The sequence below is a fragment of the Helicobacter muridarum genome, assembly GCF_000765805.2.
GTDB classification, from domain to species: Bacteria; Campylobacterota; Campylobacteria; order Campylobacterales; family Helicobacteraceae; genus Helicobacter_A; species Helicobacter_A muridarum.
Genome location: NZ_JRPD02000008.1, coordinates 57,654 through 80,379, shown reverse-complemented (window position 1 = coordinate 80,379; position 22,726 = coordinate 57,654). Strand labels below are relative to the sequence as shown.

The 22,726-nt window shown below is 32.4% G+C and carries 21 protein-coding genes, 1 other RNA gene and 1 pseudogene; 13 read left to right on the top strand and 10 right to left on the bottom strand.

From position 1 onward, the window contains the following. Positions 1 to 226, top strand: a pseudogene (locus LS73_RS09825) (hypothetical protein); the annotation flags it as partial. Positions 227 to 238: 12 nt separating this feature from the next. Here LS73_RS09825 and LS73_RS05110 read toward each other — a convergent pair. Then, positions 239 to 1,309, bottom strand: a complete 1,071-nt coding sequence (locus LS73_RS05110; protein ID WP_034557558.1) for an efflux RND transporter periplasmic adaptor subunit — start codon at positions 1,307 to 1,309, stop codon at positions 239 to 241. A gap of 241 nt (positions 1,310 to 1,550) precedes the next feature. Between LS73_RS05110 and rnpB the strand changes: the two genes are divergently transcribed. The 3 genes from rnpB (at position 1,551) to ligA (ending at position 4,987) form a co-directional block, all read left to right on the top strand. Then, positions 1,551 to 1,871: RNase P RNA component class A (gene rnpB, locus LS73_RS05105), an RNA gene on the top strand. Between the two features lie 77 nt (positions 1,872 to 1,948). Then, positions 1,949 to 2,770, top strand: a complete 822-nt coding sequence (kdsA, locus tag LS73_RS05100; protein WP_081955531.1) for a 3-deoxy-8-phosphooctulonate synthase — start codon at positions 1,949 to 1,951, stop codon at positions 2,768 to 2,770. 36 nt (positions 2,771 to 2,806) lie between these two features. After that, entirely contained in the window at positions 2,807 to 4,987 is a 2,181-nt protein-coding gene (gene ligA, locus LS73_RS05095; RefSeq protein WP_034557560.1) for an NAD-dependent DNA ligase LigA, read from the top strand. 225 nt (positions 4,988 to 5,212) lie between these two features. Here the strand turns inward: ligA and LS73_RS05090 are convergent, their stop codons facing one another. Continuing rightward, on the bottom strand, positions 5,213 to 5,752 hold the full coding sequence (locus LS73_RS05090) for an OsmC family protein (protein WP_052089542.1): 540 nt from the start codon (positions 5,750 to 5,752) through the stop codon (positions 5,213 to 5,215). Between the two features lie 227 nt (positions 5,753 to 5,979). Here LS73_RS05090 and LS73_RS05085 point away from each other — a divergent pair, with 227 nt between their 5' ends. Continuing rightward, positions 5,980 to 7,569 (top strand): bifunctional anthranilate synthase component II/anthranilate phosphoribosyltransferase, encoded by a 1,590-nt coding sequence (locus LS73_RS05085; RefSeq protein ID WP_034557561.1) that lies wholly within the window; start codon positions 5,980 to 5,982, stop codon positions 7,567 to 7,569. 147 nt (positions 7,570 to 7,716) lie between these two features. Here the strand turns inward: LS73_RS05085 and LS73_RS05080 are convergent, their stop codons facing one another. Beyond that, the gene (locus tag LS73_RS05080; protein WP_034557562.1) at positions 7,717 to 8,571 is read right to left on the bottom strand and encodes a cysteine hydrolase family protein; all 855 of its coding nucleotides are present in this window, start codon (positions 8,569 to 8,571) and stop codon (positions 7,717 to 7,719) included. Between the two features lie 131 nt (positions 8,572 to 8,702). Here LS73_RS05080 and LS73_RS05075 point away from each other — a divergent pair, with 131 nt between their 5' ends. Further along, positions 8,703 to 9,311: an AMIN domain-containing protein gene (locus LS73_RS05075; RefSeq protein ID WP_034557565.1), complete on the top strand. Its 609-nt coding sequence runs from the start codon at positions 8,703 to 8,705 to the stop codon at positions 9,309 to 9,311. A gap of 69 nt (positions 9,312 to 9,380) precedes the next feature. Next, complete coding sequence (locus LS73_RS05070; RefSeq protein WP_233708892.1) at positions 9,381 to 9,764, top strand: hypothetical protein; 384 nt, start codon at positions 9,381 to 9,383, stop codon at positions 9,762 to 9,764. Between the two features lie 45 nt (positions 9,765 to 9,809). On the opposite strand, the gene LS73_RS05065 is transcribed toward LS73_RS05070, so the two are convergent. Next, positions 9,810 to 10,535, bottom strand: a complete 726-nt coding sequence (locus LS73_RS05065; protein ID WP_034557733.1) for a cytochrome c biogenesis protein CcdA — start codon at positions 10,533 to 10,535, stop codon at positions 9,810 to 9,812. A gap of 277 nt (positions 10,536 to 10,812) precedes the next feature. Here LS73_RS05065 and LS73_RS05060 point away from each other — a divergent pair, with 277 nt between their 5' ends. From LS73_RS05060 to LS73_RS05045, 4 genes are all read left to right on the top strand, one after another. Beyond that, on the top strand, positions 10,813 to 11,541 hold the full coding sequence (locus tag LS73_RS05060; protein WP_034557735.1) for an amino acid ABC transporter ATP-binding protein: 729 nt from the start codon (positions 10,813 to 10,815) through the stop codon (positions 11,539 to 11,541). Between the two features lie 243 nt (positions 11,542 to 11,784). After that, the gene (locus LS73_RS05055) at positions 11,785 to 12,531 is read left to right on the top strand and encodes a transporter substrate-binding domain-containing protein (protein WP_104692294.1); all 747 of its coding nucleotides are present in this window, start codon (positions 11,785 to 11,787) and stop codon (positions 12,529 to 12,531) included. Between the two features lie 170 nt (positions 12,532 to 12,701). After that, entirely contained in the window at positions 12,702 to 13,394 is a 693-nt protein-coding gene (locus LS73_RS05050; protein WP_034557737.1) for an amino acid ABC transporter permease, read from the top strand. After that, entirely contained in the window at positions 13,384 to 14,055 is a 672-nt protein-coding gene (locus LS73_RS05045; RefSeq protein ID WP_407918741.1) for an amino acid ABC transporter permease, read from the top strand. The genes LS73_RS05050 and LS73_RS05045 overlap by 11 nt, the downstream gene beginning before the upstream one ends. Positions 14,056 to 14,099: 44 nt before the next feature. Here LS73_RS05045 and LS73_RS05040 read toward each other — a convergent pair whose 3' ends face one another. The 6 genes from LS73_RS05040 to LS73_RS05015 form a co-directional block, all read right to left on the bottom strand. Further along, positions 14,100 to 15,500 carry a hypothetical protein gene (locus LS73_RS05040; protein WP_138069992.1) on the bottom strand — a complete coding sequence of 467 codons (1,401 nt, stop codon included), beginning with the start codon at positions 15,498 to 15,500 and terminating at the stop codon, positions 14,100 to 14,102. An 8-nt stretch (positions 15,501 to 15,508) separates the two neighbouring features. After that, on the bottom strand, positions 15,509 to 16,909 hold the full coding sequence (locus LS73_RS05035; RefSeq protein ID WP_034556739.1) for an FAD-dependent oxidoreductase: 1,401 nt from the start codon (positions 16,907 to 16,909) through the stop codon (positions 15,509 to 15,511). Between the two features lie 32 nt (positions 16,910 to 16,941). Further along, complete coding sequence (locus tag LS73_RS05030) at positions 16,942 to 17,580, bottom strand: GtrA family protein (RefSeq protein ID WP_052089439.1); 639 nt, start codon at positions 17,578 to 17,580, stop codon at positions 16,942 to 16,944. Further along, positions 17,567 to 18,532, bottom strand: a complete 966-nt coding sequence (gene galE, locus LS73_RS05025; protein WP_052089440.1) for a UDP-glucose 4-epimerase GalE — start codon at positions 18,530 to 18,532, stop codon at positions 17,567 to 17,569. The genes LS73_RS05030 and galE overlap by 14 nt, the downstream gene beginning before the upstream one ends. Continuing rightward, on the bottom strand, positions 18,529 to 18,792 hold the full coding sequence (locus LS73_RS05020; RefSeq protein WP_034556740.1) for an NAD-dependent epimerase/dehydratase family protein: 264 nt from the start codon (positions 18,790 to 18,792) through the stop codon (positions 18,529 to 18,531). The genes galE and LS73_RS05020 overlap by 4 nt, the downstream gene beginning before the upstream one ends. A gap of 171 nt (positions 18,793 to 18,963) precedes the next feature. Next, positions 18,964 to 19,536: a DUF417 family protein gene (locus LS73_RS05015; protein WP_034556741.1), complete on the bottom strand. Its 573-nt coding sequence runs from the start codon at positions 19,534 to 19,536 to the stop codon at positions 18,964 to 18,966. Positions 19,537 to 19,745: 209 nt separating this feature from the next. Here LS73_RS05015 and thiF point away from each other — a divergent pair, with 209 nt between their 5' ends. Together thiF and priA are read left to right on the top strand one after the other, a co-directional pair. Continuing rightward, positions 19,746 to 20,546 (top strand): thiamine biosynthesis protein ThiF, encoded by an 801-nt coding sequence (thiF, locus tag LS73_RS05010; protein WP_034556742.1) that lies wholly within the window; start codon positions 19,746 to 19,748, stop codon positions 20,544 to 20,546. Between the two features lie 222 nt (positions 20,547 to 20,768). Further along, positions 20,769 to 22,709, top strand: coding sequence for a replication restart helicase PriA (gene priA, locus LS73_RS05005; protein WP_034556743.1), 1,941 nt, complete (start codon positions 20,769 to 20,771; stop codon positions 22,707 to 22,709). Positions 22,710 to 22,726 lie beyond the last annotated feature (17 nt).

Sequence of the window (22,726 nt, the reverse complement as noted above, 5' to 3'; positions counted from 1 at the left end):
GGATTCACAAGGATATTTACTCTTAGGCAATCATAGAGCAAAAGCCTTGCAAAATCTAAGTCCAAATGCAAGAAGTAAATATAAACAAGCAATCAAAGATAAATTCAATGTAGATTTAGCTAATGATGAATTATTATTAAGGCGCATTGATGATTCTGTTAATTTGGAGGAAAGGGTCTATTTTAATGCTTTTAATTATTTAAATTACTTTATCTTAGAATTATAAATTAGCCAAGCCTTATTTTTTCTTGGTTTGTGCATTAGCTTTTGTTTTATATTCTATTACTTCAGCCCCATTCGAAATCCTATCTTGTCCTCTTGCCACAACCAGATCAGAATCCAAAAAAGCTCCAGATACAACAGCCTGCTTATCTTGTAGGCTTAGTGTATTAACGGGTATTGCAATAGCTATATTATCTCGCACTACAAATACAGTATTTTTTTGCTGATAATATACAATACTATCTCGTGGCACTATAAAACCGCTAACCTTACCATGTGTATTTAGATGCACATCAACAGCCATTCCATCAAAGAATCCAACTTGATTGCTTAGATGTATATGCACAGGAAAGGTTTTTGTTCTAACATCTGCTTTTGGAATTAGAGCGGTTATATTGCCTTTATAATTCTTGTTGTTTATTGTTAAAGAAACTTTCTGATTTAGCTCTAGATAGGTCATAATGTTGCTAGGCACATATACAATTACTTCAACTTTTGTTGTATTTACCATTAGTGCCACAGGATCGCCTACTCCCAACCATTCTCCTATGCCAATTAGCTTATCTAATATCACTCCTGAATATGGCGATGTTATAACCATCTTATTGGTTTCTTCAAGCGATAGATCATAGTCAGCCTGCAATGATAATATATATGCCTCTTTAGCTTTTAGTTCGAATTCTAGATTTTCATATTGTTGGAGTGCTATTGATTGCGTATCAAGTAGATTTTTATATCTTATTAACTGATTGCGAATCTTTTGAGACTGATATTTTGCTTCTTGTAATTTTGCTAGCTTTACTTCTAATTCTTTATTCATAATATCTGTATTTAGTGATACTAATTTCTGTCCTTTGGCTATCTTGTCGCCCACATTGAAATATATTGTATCTACTATGCCTTTTTGTTGACTTGCAATCTTAGAGCTTTCTTTGTAGTTTAGAGATCCTACAAATATGCTTTGCTTTTGTAGTGAACCTATTTTAATTGGTACTGTAACAACTGTAGTAGGTTTGGCATATAGAATCGAGCTAAGCATGCTAGATGCAAGAGCAATGACATTAATACACAGTATAAGCACTTTCATAATAGATACTCACAATAAATAATTTTGGGCAGATTGCTATTATAATTTATCACACTTATTTTATTGTCGTATATGACACAATATTCAATCAACACATTAATTGTAATCTATTTTAATAGTGTTTAATGGATATTTAATAGAATTGTTGCATTTTTAGGAAACTCTTTGCTAAACTTTATTGGCTTAAATATATTTTTATTTTGGTTTTTGTTGTTTATGTTTATTTGATAGCATTTCTAGCTTGGTATAGCAGGTAATTGCTTTTTAAAAGAGGAAAGTCCGAGCTACCGAGACAGGATTCCATTTAACCAATGGCTAGGGTAACCTAAGGGATAGTGCAACAGAAATATACCGCCAATATATTTAATATTGGTAAGGGTGAAAAGGCAGGGTAAGAGCCTACCGATTTTTTAGCAATAAAAAATGCCATGTAAACCCAATCCGTAGCAAGAATAGCAGGTAAATGTCTCAATATTAGCTATTCGCTAGAATGATATTGTGAAATATCATCAAGATAAATAATTACCTAAAACAGAACTCGGCTTATAGCTATGCCAAATCTCCTTTTATTTATATACTAAAATCAATATTTATTTATATAGTCTATACTCAATTATTATTTATTTTATGGAGGATTGCATGATACTGTTAAGTGGTCCATGTGTTATAGAAAATGAAAAAAATCTTTATACAATAGCTAAGGGTTTAGAGTTTGCCAATAATGATAAAACTATAGATTTCTACTTCAAAGCAAGTTTTGATAAAGCAAATCGCACAAGTCTTGATGGGTTTAGAGGACCAGGATTAAAAGATGGATTAGCTTTATTGCAGAAAATTAAGAATGATTTTGGCTACAAGATAATAACTGATGTACACGAGACTTCACAGGTTAAAAGTATAGCCGATGTTGTTGATATTATACAGATTCCAGCTTTTTTATGTAGACAAACCGATCTCATTGTTGAGAGTGCAAAAACAAAAATCATCGTAAATATAAAAAAAGGTCAATTTATGAATCCAGTAGACATGCAATATAGCGTGTTAAAGGCATTAAAGACTAGAGATTCTACACTTAGCGATTTGAATATACAAAATAATTTCTATGAACTAAGTAATAGGCATGGAATTTGGCTAACAGAGAGGGGTTCTAGTTTTGGTTATGGAAATCTAGTAGTAGATATGAGATCATTAGTTATAATGAGGAGGTTTGCCCCTGTAATATTTGATGCTACGCATAGCGTTCAGATGCCAGGTGGTTTAGGTGGGAAAAGTGGTGGAGATTCTTCATTCGTTCCATATCTCGCTAGAGCTGCAGCTAGTGTTGGAGTTGATGGATTCTTTATGGAAACACATTTTAATCCCAAAGAGTCATTAAGCGATGGGGCAAATATGATAGCCCTAGATAAATTGACTGGACTTATAGAAGAGCTAAAGCAATTAGATAGTCTAGCTCACAAATAAAACTTCATAACGATTTGCTTACATTCAAGGATAATGATGACACATCAAGAATATCTCAAATCAATTAATACTCTTAATTTATATGCAAAGCATTACTATGAGCTAGATGACCCAATTGCTAGTGATTTAGAGTATGATAAGCTCTATGAGGCTGTGCGTAAATATGAAGAGGAGCACTCAAGTGATATTGCTCCCGACTCTCCGACACAAAGAGTAGGACATAATGTATTGGCATCATTTGAGAAAAGGCAACACATAACGCGTATGTGGAGCTTAGAAGATGTTTTTAATCAAAATGACCTAAGAGATTGGTTACAAAAACTCCATAATTCAATCATTCGTAATCAAAGCTTAGATTCTAAAAAGTCTAATTCTTTATTTGCTAATTCCAATGAGTTTGATTCTAAAGCAAGTGCAAAGAGCAAGAAGCAAATAAAGACTTATAACACAAATAATTTAGAATTTTGCATTTCACCTAAGTATGACGGAATGAGCCTTAGCCTGCTTTATGATAATGGTAGGCTAGAGCATGCTATCACACGTGGCAATGGGCTAATTGGAGAGCTTGTAACGCATAATGCAAAAGTAATTGAAAGTATTCCGCAAAATATCTCATATTTAGGTCAAATTGAGATTCGAGGTGAGGTCGTGATGTCAAAGCGCAACTTTGATAATCTAAATCAAACTCGACAAAAAGAGCAAAAAACTTTATTTGCAAATGCTAGAAATGCTGCAGCTGGAAGTATGCGTCAGCTAGATTCTACACTTACAAAGCAACGCAAACTAGACTTTATTCCATGGGGCATTGGATACTATGATGTGGATGAAATGCAGAAATTCATACTCGGCGATATTCAAGACTCAAAAGTTAATAATATCTCAAAAATAGAATCTAGTCAAATAGAATTTGGATTCTATGATATATTGCAGTCATTGCAAGCAATGGGTTTTAGAAATCATTACTACCTGAAGCGTGTGCAAGTTAAAGATATAGAATCTAGCTATCAAGAATTACTTTCTAAAAGAGAGGAGTTTGAGTTTTTGCTTGATGGCTTTGTAATTGTGCTAGATGATTTGTATTTGCAAGAAGCATTAGGGTTTACCCAAAAAGCACCTCGCTTTGCATGTGCTTATAAATTTCCAGCACATGAGACAACAATACAAATAGAATCTATTAGTTGGCAAGTTGGTAGGACTGGTATTATAACACCTGTAGCAAACTTTGAACCAGTTAGGCTTGATGGTGCATCAATTAGTCGTGCTACTTTGCATAACTTCAAAGAGATTGAACGAAATGATATACGAATAGGGGATTATTGTTTGCTAATTCGAAGCGGTGATGTGATTCCAAAGATTACTAAGGTTATGAAGGAACGTAGGAATGGTAGTGAAATATATATACAAAAACCAGCACGATGTCCAGATTGCAATCACAATCTACATTTTGAAGATATTTTTATTTATTGTCAGAATCCAAACTGCATAGCAAAATTTAAAGCCTCATTAACTCATTTTGCATCTAAAAAAGCCTTTAATATAGATGGTTTGGGTGAAAGTATTATAGATTTATTGGTGGATTCTAAATTAGTTTCACAGATAAGGGATATATATTCTTTACAAAAGGATAGCTTATTACAATTACATAGTTTTAAGGAAAAGAAAGCTCAAAATTTGCTTAATGCTATATATGATTCTATTGGTAATCGCGAACTATGGAGATTTATCCATGCGCTTGGAATCTTACATATAGGTGAGGTTGCTAGCAAAAAAATTGCAACATTTGGACTGGCATGCTTTGATATGTCAAAGGAAGAAATCATTAATATCGATGGTTTCGGAGTGGAGTTAGCAGAAAGTTTTAGTTCATTTTGTAGAGATAATATGACATTTTTACAGGAGCTATTAGAAATTACTAAGCCTATTCCTCATTTGCAAGACGCACCTTCAACTTATAAATCTCAAAAGTCTTTGAATAACAATTTACAATCGCTAGCATATTTATCTGGTAAAACCTGTGTTATTACAGGCACTTTTACAATTGGTAGGGACATATTAAAAAGCAGGCTAGAAGAGCTTGGTGCTCGTGTAAGCTCTAGTATTAGCTCTAAAACAGATTTTTTACTTGCCGGGGAAAGTGCTGGCTCAAAATTAAAAAAGGCTATGGATTTGAACATAAAGATTTTAAAGAAAGATGATATTTTAGAACTATTGCAATAATATTGCTTAGATGTGTTATCGATTTTCATATTGTTTTGTTTTATTATTGCCATAAAATGCTATTGCTTTGCATACGGAGCTAGTTATTAAATAATCTTTAGTTATATTAAAATTTAATTTAGCTTAAGATTTTTTAGATTCTATATCTAGACATTAAACCTAGATACATAGCAAATAAGCTAGATTCAAATATCATTTAGATGGTTTGGGTTTATGTTGAGCAAATTACCTGATGCTTACATTTACCTTGCGCATAAGCGTATTTGCTACAGGAGACCATTTTAGAGCATGCTTAATTAGCTTTTCTTTTTCATCATCTTTAAAATCTCCTTCAAGTGCTACTATGATTCTAACATCTGTGAAGCCTAGCGGTTTATTTTCATCTAAATCACCCGTTCCCCAAACAGCCGTAATATTTAAATCTCCTTCTAGCTGTAACTCGAGCTTAGATATAGCCTTATCTTGTGCTACAGCATTAGCATGTATTCCAACCGCTATGCAACTACCTAGAGCGGCTAAGAGAGCTTCGCTTGGATTTGGGGCAGTATCATCACCTAGCAGTGTAGGTGGTTCATCCACTATATAAGGAGGTAGTGTGCGTATATAGTTTAGATGTCTAAATCTCCCCTCTGCTACAGTTTTACATTTTAATGTTTTAATTACATTTGGATTCTTTTTGCCATCTTCTGATAAGGCTTTTAATTTTTCTTTGTCGATAGGAGTTAGCCTAACGCATGCTGGTCCATTTTGTTCTATTTCTGCCATGTTTTTCCTTTTAAGTTAAATTAAAGTGATATTTTGTCATACTAAGGTAAATTATTTAATATATACTAATTTGAAAGAACTATTGAATCAAACATCATAGTTTACATAACACAATCGCAGGTTCAGATTAAGTCTAAATCTGAATTATTTGTCCTCATGCTACTTTTTACTATTGTAAAATTTCTTGTATCATTGTTATATTTCTCTTATTACTAAAAAGGAAAGTTATGGTCTTACTTATTGATAATTATGATTCTTTTACTTATAATATCTATCAATTGCTAGGCTATCTTGGTTGCGAGGTTCAAGTTGTTCGTAATGATTGCATAAGCATTCAAGATATACGTAATCTAAATCCCACTCATATTATATTAGGTCCAGGTCCAAATCGCCCAGAAGATTCTATAATTTGTATTGATATTGTAAAACAGTTAGGAAAAGAATATCCAATTCTTGGAATCTGCCTTGGACACGAAGCTATATTATATGCTTTTGGTATTCCAATCGTGAATGCGGATTATATATTACATGGCAAGATATCCCAAATTACACATAGCGAGGAGGGAATTTTTTCTCATATTGCACAAGGTATTTCTGTCGTTCGTTATCATTCCTTGGTTGCAAAGAAAGAGGATATTAATAATGATTTTGCAATTACAGCATACAGCAATGATGGTGAGGTTATGGCTGTAGCACATAAACAATATCCTATTTACGGGCTTCAATTTCACCCTGAATCAATAGGCACAGAATGCGGTGAAAAGATGATACAAAATTTCCTTTCGTATAAGAGACACTATATACCAATCAGGCTTTTTTTGCATAAACTTGCAAATCTTGAGAATCTTAGCTTTTCACAAAGCTATGACTTAATGGAATGTATATCTGAGGGTGAGCTAAGCATAGCCCAAATTGCTTCTGTTATTACTAGTTTTTATATAAAAAAGCCAGTTAGTGATGAATTAGGCGCATTTGCTAGTTTACTTATCCAAAAAGCTAGTAAATTTGATATTGATGATTCTGAACGTATTGATATTGTGGGGACTGGTGGTAGTGCTAGAAAAACATTTAATGTATCCAGCACTGTGGCAATTTTGCTCGCTAGCATGGGACTAAAAGTTGTTAAACATGGTAATAGAGGCGTTACTAGCAAGAGCGGTAGCGCAGATTTGCTATCTTATCTGGGGGTCAATATTGATATGAGTCTTGAGGTTTGCAAGAAATGTTATGAGCAATTAGGTATTACATTTTTATTTGCACCAAAGATTCATAGTGCCTTAAAATCTGTGCAGAGTATACGAAAAGAATTAGGATTTAAGAGTATATTTAATCTCTTAGGTCCTCTTAGTAATCCTCTTCGACCTACATATAGCCTTATTGGCGTATTTGATAAAGAATATAGTAATGTTATGATAAATACACTAGCATTACTTGGCTCAAAACGAGCTATGGTTGTAAATGGTTTAGATGGCATTGATGAATTTAGCATATGCGATAAGACGCAAGTGCATGAATTAAAAGATGGTAAGATCCTTAACTATGACTTTGATCCTAGTAGGCATGGAATAAGAATAGCACCATTTAACGAAGTAAAAGGTGGCGATGTGGCAAGAAATGCAGAAATTACTATGGAGATTTTAAGTGGTATTGAGAGCAGTAGAGCGGACTTAGCTGCGCTTAATGCTGGTGCTAGCCTTTATCTATATGGAAAATCTGATAGCATAGAATCCGGCTTTATCAAAGCAAAGGAGTTTTTAGCAAGCAAAAAAGCGTTGCAAACTTTGGAAAATTTTGTATCATTAAGCCAAGATGAGTAAAAAATATTAATAGATTCTTAATTAGTGTTTTACAACCTATCAAGTTAGGTTTTACAAAAAGCCAAAATAAGTTACATTAAGATAGCTAAAACACAGAGGCAAAGCAAAATTCAAGCCTAAAAACTAAAGAAATAATAATGAATTGGGCTAAGAATTTTGCATTCTTTGCACAACATCTTTAGTCCAAAACAACTCATTAGCTAAAAAGCGAAAGTTAATAAGCCCTGCCAAATACCCATCTCCTTCTGGGAGCTTTGCCCCAGCCGTAGCATCACGAACAACGCCTACCTCAAACCCCTCACCAAGCAATGTACGCAAGTGAGAATCAACATGTGTATTTGCGTCCATACCACATAAAATGATCTGCCTTACTCCCTTTGTGCGAATCTGTGCAATAAGATCGCTACCTATTAATCCAAAATCTTTTCTAGGTGTGGTTAACACAGTGCTATTGTCTAATATCATAGGTTTTAGCTCGGGCATAAAATCTGCACCTGTATCAGAAATATCATTCCCAGATAAGCCAACCCCCTGTGTATAAGCAATTTTTACACCCCTTATAAAATTTTTCATAGGAGTATTACCCAATGTCTCTAAATCCTGCTTATTCCATACCACATAGGTTACAAATGTAGGAAGTCTCAAACTCTTTGCCACTCTTAGCAAGAGAACAATATTTTCTAATGTCTTATTCTCCTTTATACTTGCACCATAGATACTCCAACCTAAACCTTTAGGACTTAAGAAGTCTATTTGCGGATTTACCAATACTAGCCCTATAGAATCACGCTTTAACTTCATAGGTGTCTTTGGCAACAACATCTTAGTGCTATCTGCATAGCCCAAATCATCATACCCCTGCCCCATATAATCTGCAAAACCATTAGATGAGGTATTAGTGCTAGCATTCATAGCAACAGCTCCACCACCAAGCAAAGCTACTCCTTTTAGCAAGGCGGCTCTTCGTGAGATATTTAAATATTCTTTGTTTTCATTTCCCATGTGAAAATACCTTCCGTCCCTTGTATTTTCTGGTTAAATCGGCATTTATTATTATGTTTCAATAGATAAAACCTTTAAAACATGGACTATTTTTTGCTAGCAATACCAAATAATTTATCAAGGAGTTCTTTGTGAGACAAGTATTGATAATCTTTGCGCTTTGGTTTATTGGATTAGCAAGTGCTAACGACAATCCATTCATGATAAATACCAATCAAAGAGACTTTCAAGCACAACAAAAAAACAAGAATAAGGCTTATCTATCCGTTGAAAGTGTGCAGCTACCAAGCAATGCACGTGAAATAAAGAATGTAACAATAACATATCAAAACATCGACGGGACTGTTGGACAAAAAGATATAAAAATAGATAAATCTATTGATTGGCACTATCCAATCAAGATTTCACAGCAAGAAGCAATACGTAATATTGCCAAAAGATATTTTAGTTTAAATGATTTTGAATTCTATATAGAAGGAGCAAACTTTGTTGTTAAATCTACAAAGCACAGAATTATAAGACATTTCTTACTAGCAGAACCACTTACTATAATTGTAGACTTTAGTCGAGATGGTGGAAGTGAATACAATGGAAATATTGGCACTGGAGAGAAGTATTTTTCAAATGTTAATGTGAATGCAAGGAGCAATATGTATCGCTTGAGCATTACTCTTGATGGAATGTATCAATACAATTTAAAAAGCTTAAAAGATGGAATACACACAATAACTTTAAAGTAATTTGGCTAGGCTGAAGGCTTAATTAATTTAATATACATAACAAATACTAGGAAGCATAAGGAGTAAAATATGCAATCCTCCAAAATATCAATACGTTACAACTCACAAAAAATTCAAGAATGGATAGATTCTCTAAAAATCGCATTGCTCGAAAATAATGAAGATAAAGCCTATGAACTTACTCAAAATCTCCCATTTTTTATAGAAAGAAACGATAATAACCAAACCAACACAAATAGACAAATAAATTCCAATAACTCAAATAGCGAAAAATCAAATCGAGATAATCAAATATGGACAAGCGGAAATGGAGATATAGATAAAGAGTTATATGAATATCTACAAATAGCAATGGAGTTAATATCTCAAAGCATAAAACTTCTAGAATCTAAAAAGAACGAAACATTAAATCAACTAGAAAAGATAAAAAAGGCTAGAAAATTTTTGTTATAATGGTTTGTAGTTTTAATGATTATGAATTGCATATAACTAATATATTTAGGTTAGGTTTTCATCTAAGAATCCAACCAAAAGGTATACTTCATCTATCATAATTAGGATTCCGACAAATATAAGAAATATTCCGCAAATAATCTCTATAACACGCATTTGCTTTCTTAGGTTTCTCAATAATGATAAACCGCTCTCTAAAAAAATAGCTAATAGCAAAAATGGCAAAGCAAGCCCAGATACAAACGCCAAAATAGCTAATATAGCTAGGCTTTGATTTGTGGAAGCTAAAAAAACAATAGAGCTTACAATAGGACCTGTGCAAGGAGTCCAACCAGCAGCAAAGCTTACCCCAAATATAAATGGAGCAATGATCTTCAAGGTTTTATTATTTTCAAGTCTGGATAAATTTAGCTGTTTTGTATGGTAAAGAAGTTTGATTGGCAAGATTCCCAAAAAATGCAGGCCAAATAAAATTACAAGAGATCCAGATATATAGCGAACAATTGGATAGTGTAAGACATTATCTATCACATTTATCATTGCTAAACCAAATATAAAGAATACTAAACTAAATCCAAATACAAATAGGCAAGCATTGCGAAGTGTGCGAACACGAGAATAACTACTAACATCATGCAAACTAGAACCAGATATGTAACTCATATATGATGGAATTAGAGGAAGTATACATGGTGTAACAAATGCTAAAACACCACCTAAAAAACTTGCCAATATTGGTAAGCGAAAAAATATGTCTTGCAACGTTTCCATTATTTTCCTTAACATTAGTGTTTCTGATTAGGTAAGATAATCAAATTTTGGATTGTAATTAAAAATTACCATATATTAGGCAACGCAAAAATTAAAGCTTTTTATAGGCTAATAGCCAATTATGATGAAATTACAGGCTAATATAAACAACCAAGTTACTATTTGTAAGGATAAATATTCACTTTAATGTTTTTAGACTTTCAAGAGTTAACATTGATATATTTGCGTTAATATTGATATTATAAGCTTATTTTATTGTTAAAAAAGAGGAATAATTATGATTTGTTTAGAAAATGTCAATAAGTTTTATGGTAAACATCATGTGCTAAAAAACATTAATCTAAGCATTTCTGAAGGCGAAAAGCTAGTAGTAATTGGTCCTAGTGGTAGCGGTAAAAGCACTATGATTCGTTGTATGAATGGATTAGAGAGAATTAGCAATGGCAAGGTTATAATTAATAATATTGAACTTAATGACAAAAGTAAACTTACCATTTGCCGCAAATACTGCGCTATGGTATTTCAACACTTTAATCTATACCCGCATATGACTGTTTTACAGAATATAATCTTAGCACCTATGAAACTTCAGAAAAAATCCAAGCAAGAGGCTCAAGATCTAGCATATAAATATCTGAAAGTAGTAGGATTAGAGGAAAAAGCAAATGTTTATCCAGCAACACTTAGCGGAGGACAACAGCAAAGAGTAGCTATTGCAAGAAGTCTTTGTACGCAAAAGAAAATTATGTTATTTGATGAACCAACCAGTGCCCTAGATCCAGAAACGGTGCAAGAAGTGCTTGACATTATGCAAAAAATTTCAGAGGAGAAAGGAACTACAATGGTCGTTGTAACGCATGAAATGGGATTTGCAAAGCAAGTTGCAGATAGAATAATATTCATGGAAGATGGCTCTATTATAGAAGAAAATGCACCTAAAGAGTTTTTTAGCAGTCCAAAAAATGAACGTACAAAAAGCTTTTTAGGTAAGATTCTATCACATTAAATTTTAGACTTATGATTATAAAGATTCTATTTAGAACCTTAAGTCTAATATTTAATGCTAAATTAAATTACTTGCTTTAGATTTAGAACTTTGGGCTTCTATTTGTATATAATAGAATCTAAACAAACCTAAGTAGTTAAGTTTTTTGCAATGTAATTTATATACTAAAAAAAGGAGAACGTTATGACAAAAAAATATTCTTTCACAAAACTATTCATTGGTGCGTTGATTGCAATAATAGGTATGCTAGCAATTGCATGTAGTGAAAGCGGCAACAATAAAAAAGCAAATAATCAAATAGAAGCTATAAAGAAAAGAGGTGTTTTAATTGTTGGTGTCAAAAAAGATGCGCCAAACTTTGCATTAATGAATCATAAAACACAACAGATTGAGGGCTTTGAAATTGATATGGCAAAAATGCTTGCTAAGCAGATGCTTGGTGATGAAAATAAGATAAAGTTAGAACCTGTTACAGCAAAAACTAGAGGTCCTCTACTTGATAATGGAACTCTTGATATAGTAATTGCAACATTCACAATTACGGACGAAAGGAAAAAAACATATAACTTCACAGAATCATATTACAGCGATCCAATAGGCTTCCTTGTACTAAAAGAAAACAATTTCAAAAGTTTTAAAGATCTAGATGATAAGGTTATAGGTGTGGCCCAAGCTGCAACAACTAATAAGGTAGTAACTGAGGCTGCAGCAGATTTAGGAATCACAGTAAAAATTAAAGAGTTTCCAGATTATCCATCTCTAAAGAGTGCTCTAGATTCTAAAAGAATTGATGCTTTCTCTGTAGATAAATCAATCCTTAGAGGTTATTTAGACGCCAACAATGAAATACTAGATGATAATCTAAAAGCCCAAGAATATGGTATGGCAACAAGAAAAGAAGATATAGATTGGAGTAATTATGTGAACAATTTTGTAAAGGATAATAAGCAGACTATTGATGATTTAGCAGTTAAATGGAATCTAAAATAAATTTTGTCTAATGGCTATGCTATATGATATAGCATAGCAGATTTACCTAATTGTTGTGAAATATAGCAAATGATAACAATGTTTAGTATGATGTTGATAAGCATATAGATAACATTTGACTATAGATCTACCAAAATAGATAATTTTAAATTGATAAATAGAAGGTATATATGGATACTTCACCATTTGCAGCATGGAGATGGACTGATACATTTAATCATATTAATGTATTTATAGATGGATTTTACTTGACTTTGAGTGTATCACTCTTGGCATTAAGTATAGCAATTGTATTGGGCATTATTCATGCTCTAATGGTAACAAGTAAAATAACAATACTGCAAATATGGGCTAGAATTTATGTTGAGTTCTTTCAAAATACTCCATTACTTATTACTCTATTTTTTCTATACTATGTCTTGCCACAAATCCCATTAATAGGTATTACGCTAGATGTTTTTTCCATAGGAGTTCTTGGCATTGGAACATATCATGGTGCATATATGAGTGAAGTTTTCCGTAGTGGGATACAGGCTATACCAAATGGACAGTTTGAAGCAGCAAGTTCATATGGTTTCACATATTTCCAAAAAATGATATATATAATTCTACCTCAAACTATCATAATAGTCTTACCACCATGTGTAAATCAGGCTGTAAATCTAATTAAGAATACATCAGTGCTAGCAATTATTGCCGGAGCAGAGATTATGTATAATGCAGATTCTTATGCTCAATCAAGCCTAAATTATGCACCAGCATATGTAATTGCAGGCATATTATACTTTTCTACTTGCTACTTTTTAGCAATGTTTATGAGAAGATGGGAGCAAAAATTAAAACGTAAATATAGTGCGAGGTAATATGAACTTTGAATATTTCTATTTGTTATTAAGCGGGCTATGGCTCACTATTGTTATGGCATTTTTTGCGGCAAGCGGGGCTATTATATTTGGCTCTATATTAGCAATTATGCGCAACTATTACACGAGTAATGCTAGTAAGATTCTAGGATATATAGCAGGAGTGTATATTGAAGTATTCCGCAATACTCCATTGCTTTTATGGATGTATAGCTCATGCTTTGTTTTACCAATTATACTTGGGATTCCAGCTAATTATATAGTATTAGGGACTGTTGGATTATTCTTGTATACTTCATCAGTCATGGCAGAAATTATTCGAGGCGGATTAAACTCAATACCAAATGGACAGTTTGAGGCAGCTTACTCACAAGGCTTTAGCTTTCTTTTTACATTGAGATACATTATAATGCCTCAATGTTATAAAAAAGTAACTCCAACCATTTTATCCCAATGTATTACAACAATAAAAGATACATCATTTCTTGCCGCACTCAATGTAGCAGAGCTTACTAATGTATCTAAAGATATTTTAAGCAGACTTACAAAGTTTGATGAAATAGTGGGAGTATTTATAACTGTGGCCGGGTTGTATTTCATTGTATGTTTTTCACTATCTTGTGCTGTTCGCCTATACTCATATTACAACAAGAGCTATTAGAGTAAAAATAAAATTCGGAAAATTCATTAATACTTATTTAGATTTCAAAACTTCGATTCAAAAATATCAAGTATTTTGCAAAATATATTGTAAATAAAAATTATTGGAATATATAAAATTACTGCGCTAAAACCTAGAGACCATAGAACAAAATTCATGTGAGTATGAATATATGAGTGAGCCTTGCCAAACACAAACCAGCTTATCGATGAAAGAGCAAATATAATAAACATTAGCAATAAAAGATATTTAATCTTGACCTTCTTTATTAGAATCAACATTAAAATACTTAATATACTAAAAACAGAAAAAGCATCTTTACCAAAAATAGACAAGAAGTATTTATGTTCTATATATTTATATGTCACAATAAATATATTTGCATTTAAAGAATCTGCATAAACATTATCAAAGTCTTTAGCCTTGCCGCCTATCATTCTACGCAAGAAATCCTCATGATATATATTGCTTAATCCAAGCAATATATCCCCATCCCCCCTCAAAAAAGCCTGCCAAATAAAAGCTAGCAAAAATCCAGCGATACTTAAAATAAAAAGAATTATAGTGTATTTAAAAGCTATTTTGCAAGGTAAAACTTTAAAACTATTCCCTTTGCAAATATATACAACAGATTCATTACTAAAAAGAGAAAATAAAAAAGATATGAGAAATGGAGATAAGGCAAATATAGTAATGCTAGTCATATATTCATAACTACATAAAGATTTAAAGCATATGCTTAGCATAAAGCAAATAAAAAGCAAGATTAATAAAGGTAAATTAGCTCTTATCTTTGCGTTATCCTGAATATTACTATATATATATATATATATATATATATAGTAAGAGCATATCCCGGGTAAGAACCAAATCCACAAGCTCCAATATAAATTATTCCCAAAGACTGTAATCCATGGGGAGAAAAACATAGAGATAAAAAATACTACCCCAAATAGACTACCAAAGATTCTTGCAAGCATTATGCTAGTTAACATAATGGCAATAGAGCTTAAGATAGAGTTTAAGATATGTAAGGCTTCAAAGCTTCCAAGCATACCATAAAGCCATGTCCATAAAAATCCCTGAATGCCAATACTAGATCTATATGGATAAAAGGCTTGAGGTTGCATATCATTTTTTAGCATTCTTAGCGCGCCTAGTCCATAAGTATCATTCACTCTATCATCATTAAGAATCATAAGCCCATAGCCTTGCGTATCAATGTCATATTTATTTGCCAAAATAGTGGCTGGGATATGGCTTTCCACATCATTACCAAATGCCTTAAACCAATCTTTATTGGTTACTATACCAAGCTTATTATTATAAAAACTAATACTCATAGCAATAATAAATGCAATAATAATGAATAAATTATAAATTCTATTACTTATACATATAACAACGAAACTCTCTAAAGTCTTTAGGAATTTAATGATTTGCATATATTCCCCTAGTTATTTAATTCTGTCTTATTGCCCTCTTGGTAATCATAATCTGTATTTATGTGCCACAAATCACATTCTTTGCCTAGTATCTTGTCTGCACACATAAGCCCCATAAGTAGGCTATGGTCTTGGTTATTATATTTAAAGCTACCATTCCTTCCTATGAAATACAGATTCGCAAAGCCATCTAGTGCTTCATAGATTTTATGTAGATTTTCCTTATAGCCTCTTTCATAAACAGGATAGCTCTTATGAATCTTTAGAATCCTAGAGCGCGCTATTTGTCCCCTATTCTCAACAAGCTTAGAATCTAGTAAATCATTTTTGGCAATCTCTATAATGGAGTCTTCATTTAGATTCCATAATTCATCATCATCATTTGCCCAATACTCAAGACATAAAATAGTCTCGCTCCTGCCACATTGCAAATCCTTTGTCCAATTGGCAAAATTCGTAATCCTGCCTGTTTTTACATCCTTACTATGCACATAAATCCAATTATCACGAAAAATATTGCTAGCATTTACCTCAATATAGACTAAAATTGTATTGCGAAAAGAAAGCTTGCTTGCCAAATGCTTAATACTAGAATCTAACTCTTCAAGCGAACATACCATATCATCAAATGGTGCGCTAGAGATTATAATATCTCCTCTAAACTCACCATTATTTGTAATTATGCTATAAGCCTTTTTGTCTCTTGTGCGAATACCTAGTACTTTAGCATCTAACACTATATGTCCGCCTTTGCTTACAATCTCTCTAGCCATATTATCATACACTACACCGCAACCCATATTAGGATAGCTAAACTCATCTACTAATGTCTTATGTTTCTTGCCTCCACCACCAAAAAATGCGGATTTAACAGCTTCATATAAATTTAAACCCTTAATGCGTTGTGAAGCAAAGTCAGAATCCAAATCTTTACATGATATGCCCCAAAGCTTCTCTGTATATGATTTAAAAAAAATACTATAAAGCCTATAACCAAAGGCATTTGCTACCCAAGATTCAAAGCTATTACCATCAAAAGGCTTGATTTTTGCTCGCACATAACTAAGCACACATAGAAAAGATTCCAAAATGCCAAGTTTAAATAAAGCATCAAAGCCTCTTAATGGGTAATAAAAAAATTTATGGTTATAAAAGATTCGTGTTAGGCGAGATACCTTTTGAAATGATCCGCTTGTATGCTCATGCCAAAAATCATTTAATCTATTATCTTTGCTAAAAAATCTATGCGGTCCTATATCAACGATTTGATCAAACATATTTAAGCTTTTACTCATACCGCCAACTTTAGTAGATTCCTCAAAAATAATTACTTCATATCCATTCTCACTAAGCAACCTACCTGCAGCAAGTCCAGCTGGACCTGCGCCTATAATTAATACTTTTTTCACTTTAAATCCTTATTGTGAATTAAAATTCATATCTAATATTTAGAAAAGGTAAAATATTTATGTCCAAAAAAATTACAAATAAAGCTGAAAATAACACCAATAATATGGGCTATAAACTCAATAAGTTCGGCATTTGATAAAAGCTGCGCATGCTTAGCAAAATAAGGATTAGAATCTAAAATAAATATGAAATAAGGCAAATATGCTTGCAAAATATGCAGAGCAGATACGCTTACAATTAGTGCTACTAGAAGACTAATAGATGCAACAAGGCTAAATCTCAAAAACATAAGCCCTAAAGACAAAACTTTAGCACTGCTTTTATATCTAAGAGATGATTTTAAATGATTGCTATTTTTGGATTCTTGTGTTGTAAAATTGCCAGTGTTACTAGAAAATACAAAAATGCTACTTAGAGAAAAATTCACAATATAACCTAAAATGTAGGCTATCACAACACTAGTATGAAAATTAATATGAAAACTAATAAAATATCGTGAAATCAAATTTACAAGCAGACTAATAGCAGATACAAAAAAATACGCAATAAATTGCTTTTGACCAGAACGTTTGATGCTTTGAGTAAATTCAATACCACCCTCTTTAGCATTATCAAGATAAGAAGATTGCGAATTATCTTCTATTTGGGATTTAGTTTTAATATCTTGCATTGCTATGCCATTTAAATGCAGATTGAATAATATGTTCTAGCTCAAAAAATTGTGGATTCCAATGCAAAATTTCTCTAGCCCTTGTGCTATCCCCAATGAGAATTGCCGGATCTCCCTCACGTCTTTGTTCAATTTTATGTGGTATTTGATTATTGGTAATACGTTCTACACAATCTAGTATTTCAAATACAGAAAATCCATCTCCATTTCCAAGATTAAATATATTCGAATCTCCGCCATTTTGGAGATATTTCAGAGCCAAAACATGCGCACTTGCCAAATCATCTACATGTATATAATCACGAATACAAGTTCCATCGCGTGTAGGATAATCATTGCCAAAAACACTAAAAAAATCTCTTTTTTGAAGTGCAGTCTGAATTACTAATGGTATAACATGAGTTTCTGGGTTATGGCTTTCACCAATATTAAATAGCATGCTAGCACCAGCAGCATTAAAATAACGCAAAATGACATATCTAAAATTATATGCAAGTGAAAAATCTCTTAGAATTTGCTCTACCACAAGCTTTGAATATCCATAGGGATTAATAGGATTTTGTGGGTGAGATTCCATTATAGGCAAATGAAGCGGATTGCCATAGGTTGCGCAAGTAGAGCTAAAGATAATATTCTTGCAACCACACTCTCGCATAATTTCTAAGAGGTTAATGGTATTTGCTATGTTGTTACGATAATATTTACAAGGGTCTTGCACACTTTCCCCAACATACGCAAAAGCAGCAAAATGCAGCACAGCGTAAATATCAAAGCTATTAAATATAGTGCGAATAGTATCCTTAGCTGATAGATCAGCTTGAATAAAAGTAGTATATGAGCTAGGATTTATATAAACATTACGTCTAGATTCAAATCCTAGATCTATATCATTTTTGCAAAAATCTAGCGGGTGAGCAAGATTTGATTTATGTAGAAATTCATAAAGATTTATGCCTGATTTATTATAGGGTAGTGTAACCCCCCCCCCCCATAGCTAGATGATTCTAGGGATAAAGATTGTAAGGGTGTGAAATCAAGTGCTTCTTTATGTCCGTATACAAGACTATCATATACAATAGTTCTAACACCCAAACTATTAAGCAAGGCATTAGTATTAGAGCCAATATAGCCTGCTCCTCCAATTATTAGCACATAAGAATCAGGGTAATTTAAAGATAAATTAATCGAAGCGTTATTAGTAATAGTAGGCAAATTGATCCTTAAGTTAATAAATCCATTGTTACCATTATATCAAAACATATATTTGTCTTACTTGATAATACTCTTATAAATTGAACAACGAAATACAAATAATATAAAAGTTGTTAAAGAACCAATCCTTATTGGATTCTTATAAGCGGCCCATAAATTAAACAAAATCAACTAATTGCTATTTGATTTCTTCAGTATTCTTTCTGCACAGCTGCTTACAACAACTAGAGAACAGGCCATAATTGCAATATCTTTGATTACAAGTCGACCTGCTCCAGATAAATAAGGAAAACCGTAATTCATTCCACCAAGATTAGATACCCATACCTCTGGTGTTGTTATCAGGAAAGACAAAGTAATACAAGTCATAAAAAATGCAAGTATCCCTCCTACTACACCCAAAATAGGATAAAATAGTCCAAATAATATCATTGTCCCATAAAGAATAATTAATATGCCAAGCCCATAAGATACAAGATATGTCCTATTATCATCATGCCATTTATGCTTTTGCTCATCATAAGTGCCCTCTGGAATCTTATTTGACTTGTAATTATCCACATCTTTATAGAAGAAACTAGATAAAGGAGAGTTTGCAACAAAAGGAACTATCCCTTCTGCTTCATAATTGAAAAATTTTAATCCACCGATCCAAATAAAAATAACAAAAATGGCAACATGGGCAATAACTATAGCAACATTCCTAAATTTAGATAAACACTTTAAGATAGTTACATTTAACATAAAGTTCCTTTGGAGAAAGATTTTGAAAGCGAAATATTAAACCAATTAAAATAACAATTGGTAAGTGTTTTATTATGCTGGAATTATCAATAAAGTATTACAAATAATTAACTGTGTTACTAAAAATTAAACATAGCAATGAATAAGGATTTATAAATGTTAAAATACTCGTTAGCCAACGAGCTCAATCTAAGATATAAGGGCACAAGATGAAAATAAGATTCAATGGAGAAAGACTGCAAACAGATTATAAAGATACATATAGCTTTTTTTCTAGTCTTAATGGAGATGATAGCGATGTGTGGATTGTTAATGGTTTTGCGACAAAGGATAATTTGATATTGAGTGAGAATGACGAGTTATTTTGTATTCCTAAAGGTAAAATGCCACCCAAATCAGCATTGGAATCAATGATGAGTGCTAGACATACGCCAATGGTGTATGAAAAATTGAAACGCGCAAGTGTAGCGATTTGCGGGCTTGGTGGACTTGGATCACATATTGCAATTATGCTTGCAAGAAGCGGTATTGGGAATCTTGTGTTAATAGATTTTGATGTAATTGAGCCTAGCAATCTCAACAGACAAGCTTATGAAATAGAAAATTTGGGAGAATTTAAAACCCAATCCATGCGAAAACAAATCACAAAGATAAATCCATTTATAACAACTAAGATTCACACATTAAGAGTTTGCGAAGAAAATATAGAGGAGCTTTTTAGCGAGGTAGATATAGTATGTGAGGCATTTGATTCTGCTATAGCAAAGGCTATGCTTGCACAAAATTTACACAGATTCTATCCTAATAAAATTTTAATTTGTGCTTCTGGATTAGCTGGATATGGTAACTCAAATTCCATACAAACAAGAAAGATTGCGAAAAATTTATATATATGCGGAGATTTACAAAGTGAGGCAAAACCAGGGAATGGGCTTATGGCACCTCGCGTAAATATTTGCGCAGCGCATCAAGCAAACCTAGTACTTGAACTATTAGTTGATTCTAACTAATAACTTTATCATTTTATATCTCATTTGTCTTATCCATTCCCAACGAATATAAAGTTACAATTTGAGTGTGCCTAACATAAACAATACTACAAGATAAATCATCGCCAAATAAGCTTTGTTTTCAAGAATCTATCATACAAAGTATATTAATAAAGCATCATCAATTCTTGTTTAAGGATTAAATAAAGACGTAATCTATAAAATTCATAATAAGGCTTTACAATGAGTGTTTTTCTATTGATAGAGGTTGAGATTATTGGCGCGAAACTATTCCCGCTTACATATAAGATAGATATTAGCAATCTAGATTCAAAACCAAAGCTCTATGATTTATTTCAAGTAGAACTAGGAAAGCAAAATAAGCTAGCAATCATGACAGGCATAGCTAAGCATCAAGATGAAAATAAATATACATTTAAAATAAAAGAGGCTAGCAAATCAGATAAAAGTCTAAGCGAGATACAAAAAACACTACTATCATTTATAAGCAATTATTACATGCAGCAAATTGGCATAAGCGCACAAATTTTCACACCATTCATAAGCTCACCACAAGAATTAAACAAACTTATAGATATAAGTCCGAATCTAAATATACTTTCTCAAAAACAACAAGAAGTGCTACAATTTTGCCAAGAGCGATATATAAGTCTAATTTTTGGCGCGACAGGTAGCGGCAAAACAGAAATATATCTACATATTATCAATGATGTCATATCTAATAATAAGCAGGTTTTATTCTTGATGCCAGAAATATCACTAACGCCACAAATACAAAAAAGATTAGAAATAGCATTCCCAAATCTCATAGGAATGTGGCATAGTAAGCAAACAGCAAAGCAAAAAACAGGCATATTACAAAAGCTAATATCAGGCAAAATAAGAATCATAGCCGGAGCTAGAAGTGCTCTTTTTCTACCATATCAAAATCTAGGCGCAATTATTGTAGATGAAGAACATGACGATTCATATAAATCAACTAGCCAGCCAAAATATAATGCAAAGGATTTAGCTATATTGTTAAGCACAAAAAACATATTAGTCGTGCTAGGAAGTGCTACGCCATCAGTAAAGAGCTATTATCTAGCCAAACAAAATAACTATTTAATAAGGCTGGAATCTGCCTTTCATAAGGCTAGCAATATGCTTATATTCGATTCCATAACAGTTGATAGTCCAATAAGCCAAATAATACTGCAAAATATAATTGAAGTGCTAAATAAAAAGCTGCAAGTAATAATCTTTGTGCCTATTAGAGCAAATTTCAAGAGTTTATTATGTCGAAATTGCAAACAAAAAATTATGTGTCCATCATGTAGTATTACCCTAAGCTTACACCAAAAAAAACATGCTCTTATTTGTCATTATTGTAACTTCACAAGAAATATTCCTGCAATTTGTGAATATTGTGGATGCTCTGAACTAGAAGGCTTAAAACTTGGCACAGAGGAGATTAAAAACCATTTAGAAGGTGCCCTTAAAGACAAAGGAATAGACGCGAATATTGAAATTTTTGATAGAGATAATATCACCACACAAAGAAAACTAGAGAAAATACTAAATGATTTTAATGATAAGAAAATTGATATATTAATTGGCACGCAAATGCTAGCAAAAGGGCATGATTATCATAATATCGCTTTAAGTATTATTTTGGGATTAGACTATATGCTTGCTATGCAAGACTATAGAGCAATAGAAAGGACATTTTCCTTGTTGTATCAAGTAGGCGGAAGAAGTGGCAGGAAGCAAGATGGAAAGATTATTGTGCAAACAAGCAATAAGGAATTGATATTGGATTTTTGGGGAGATTATAAACTTGTGATTGATTATGAATTGCAATCTAGAGAATTTATGTATCCTCCATTCACAAGGCTAGGACTTGTGAATTTCGCAAATAAGAATGAATATAAGGCAAAGAATCTAGCAATCAGATTTTCACAGCTATTAGAAAAGGCGCAATTAATTATTAATAAAGAATTTGAAGTTATTGGAGTTTGTGAGGGAAATACGGCAAAGATAAAAAATAAATTCTATTACCAAGTGTTACTACGAGCAAAAACACCATTTGTTCTTCAACAAGTTATAAGACAAGCAAAGCAAATGGCAGATAATGAAATTTTAGATTCTATTGACATTGACATAGATCCATTGCAAATATAATTAGAAAACGTGGCGTT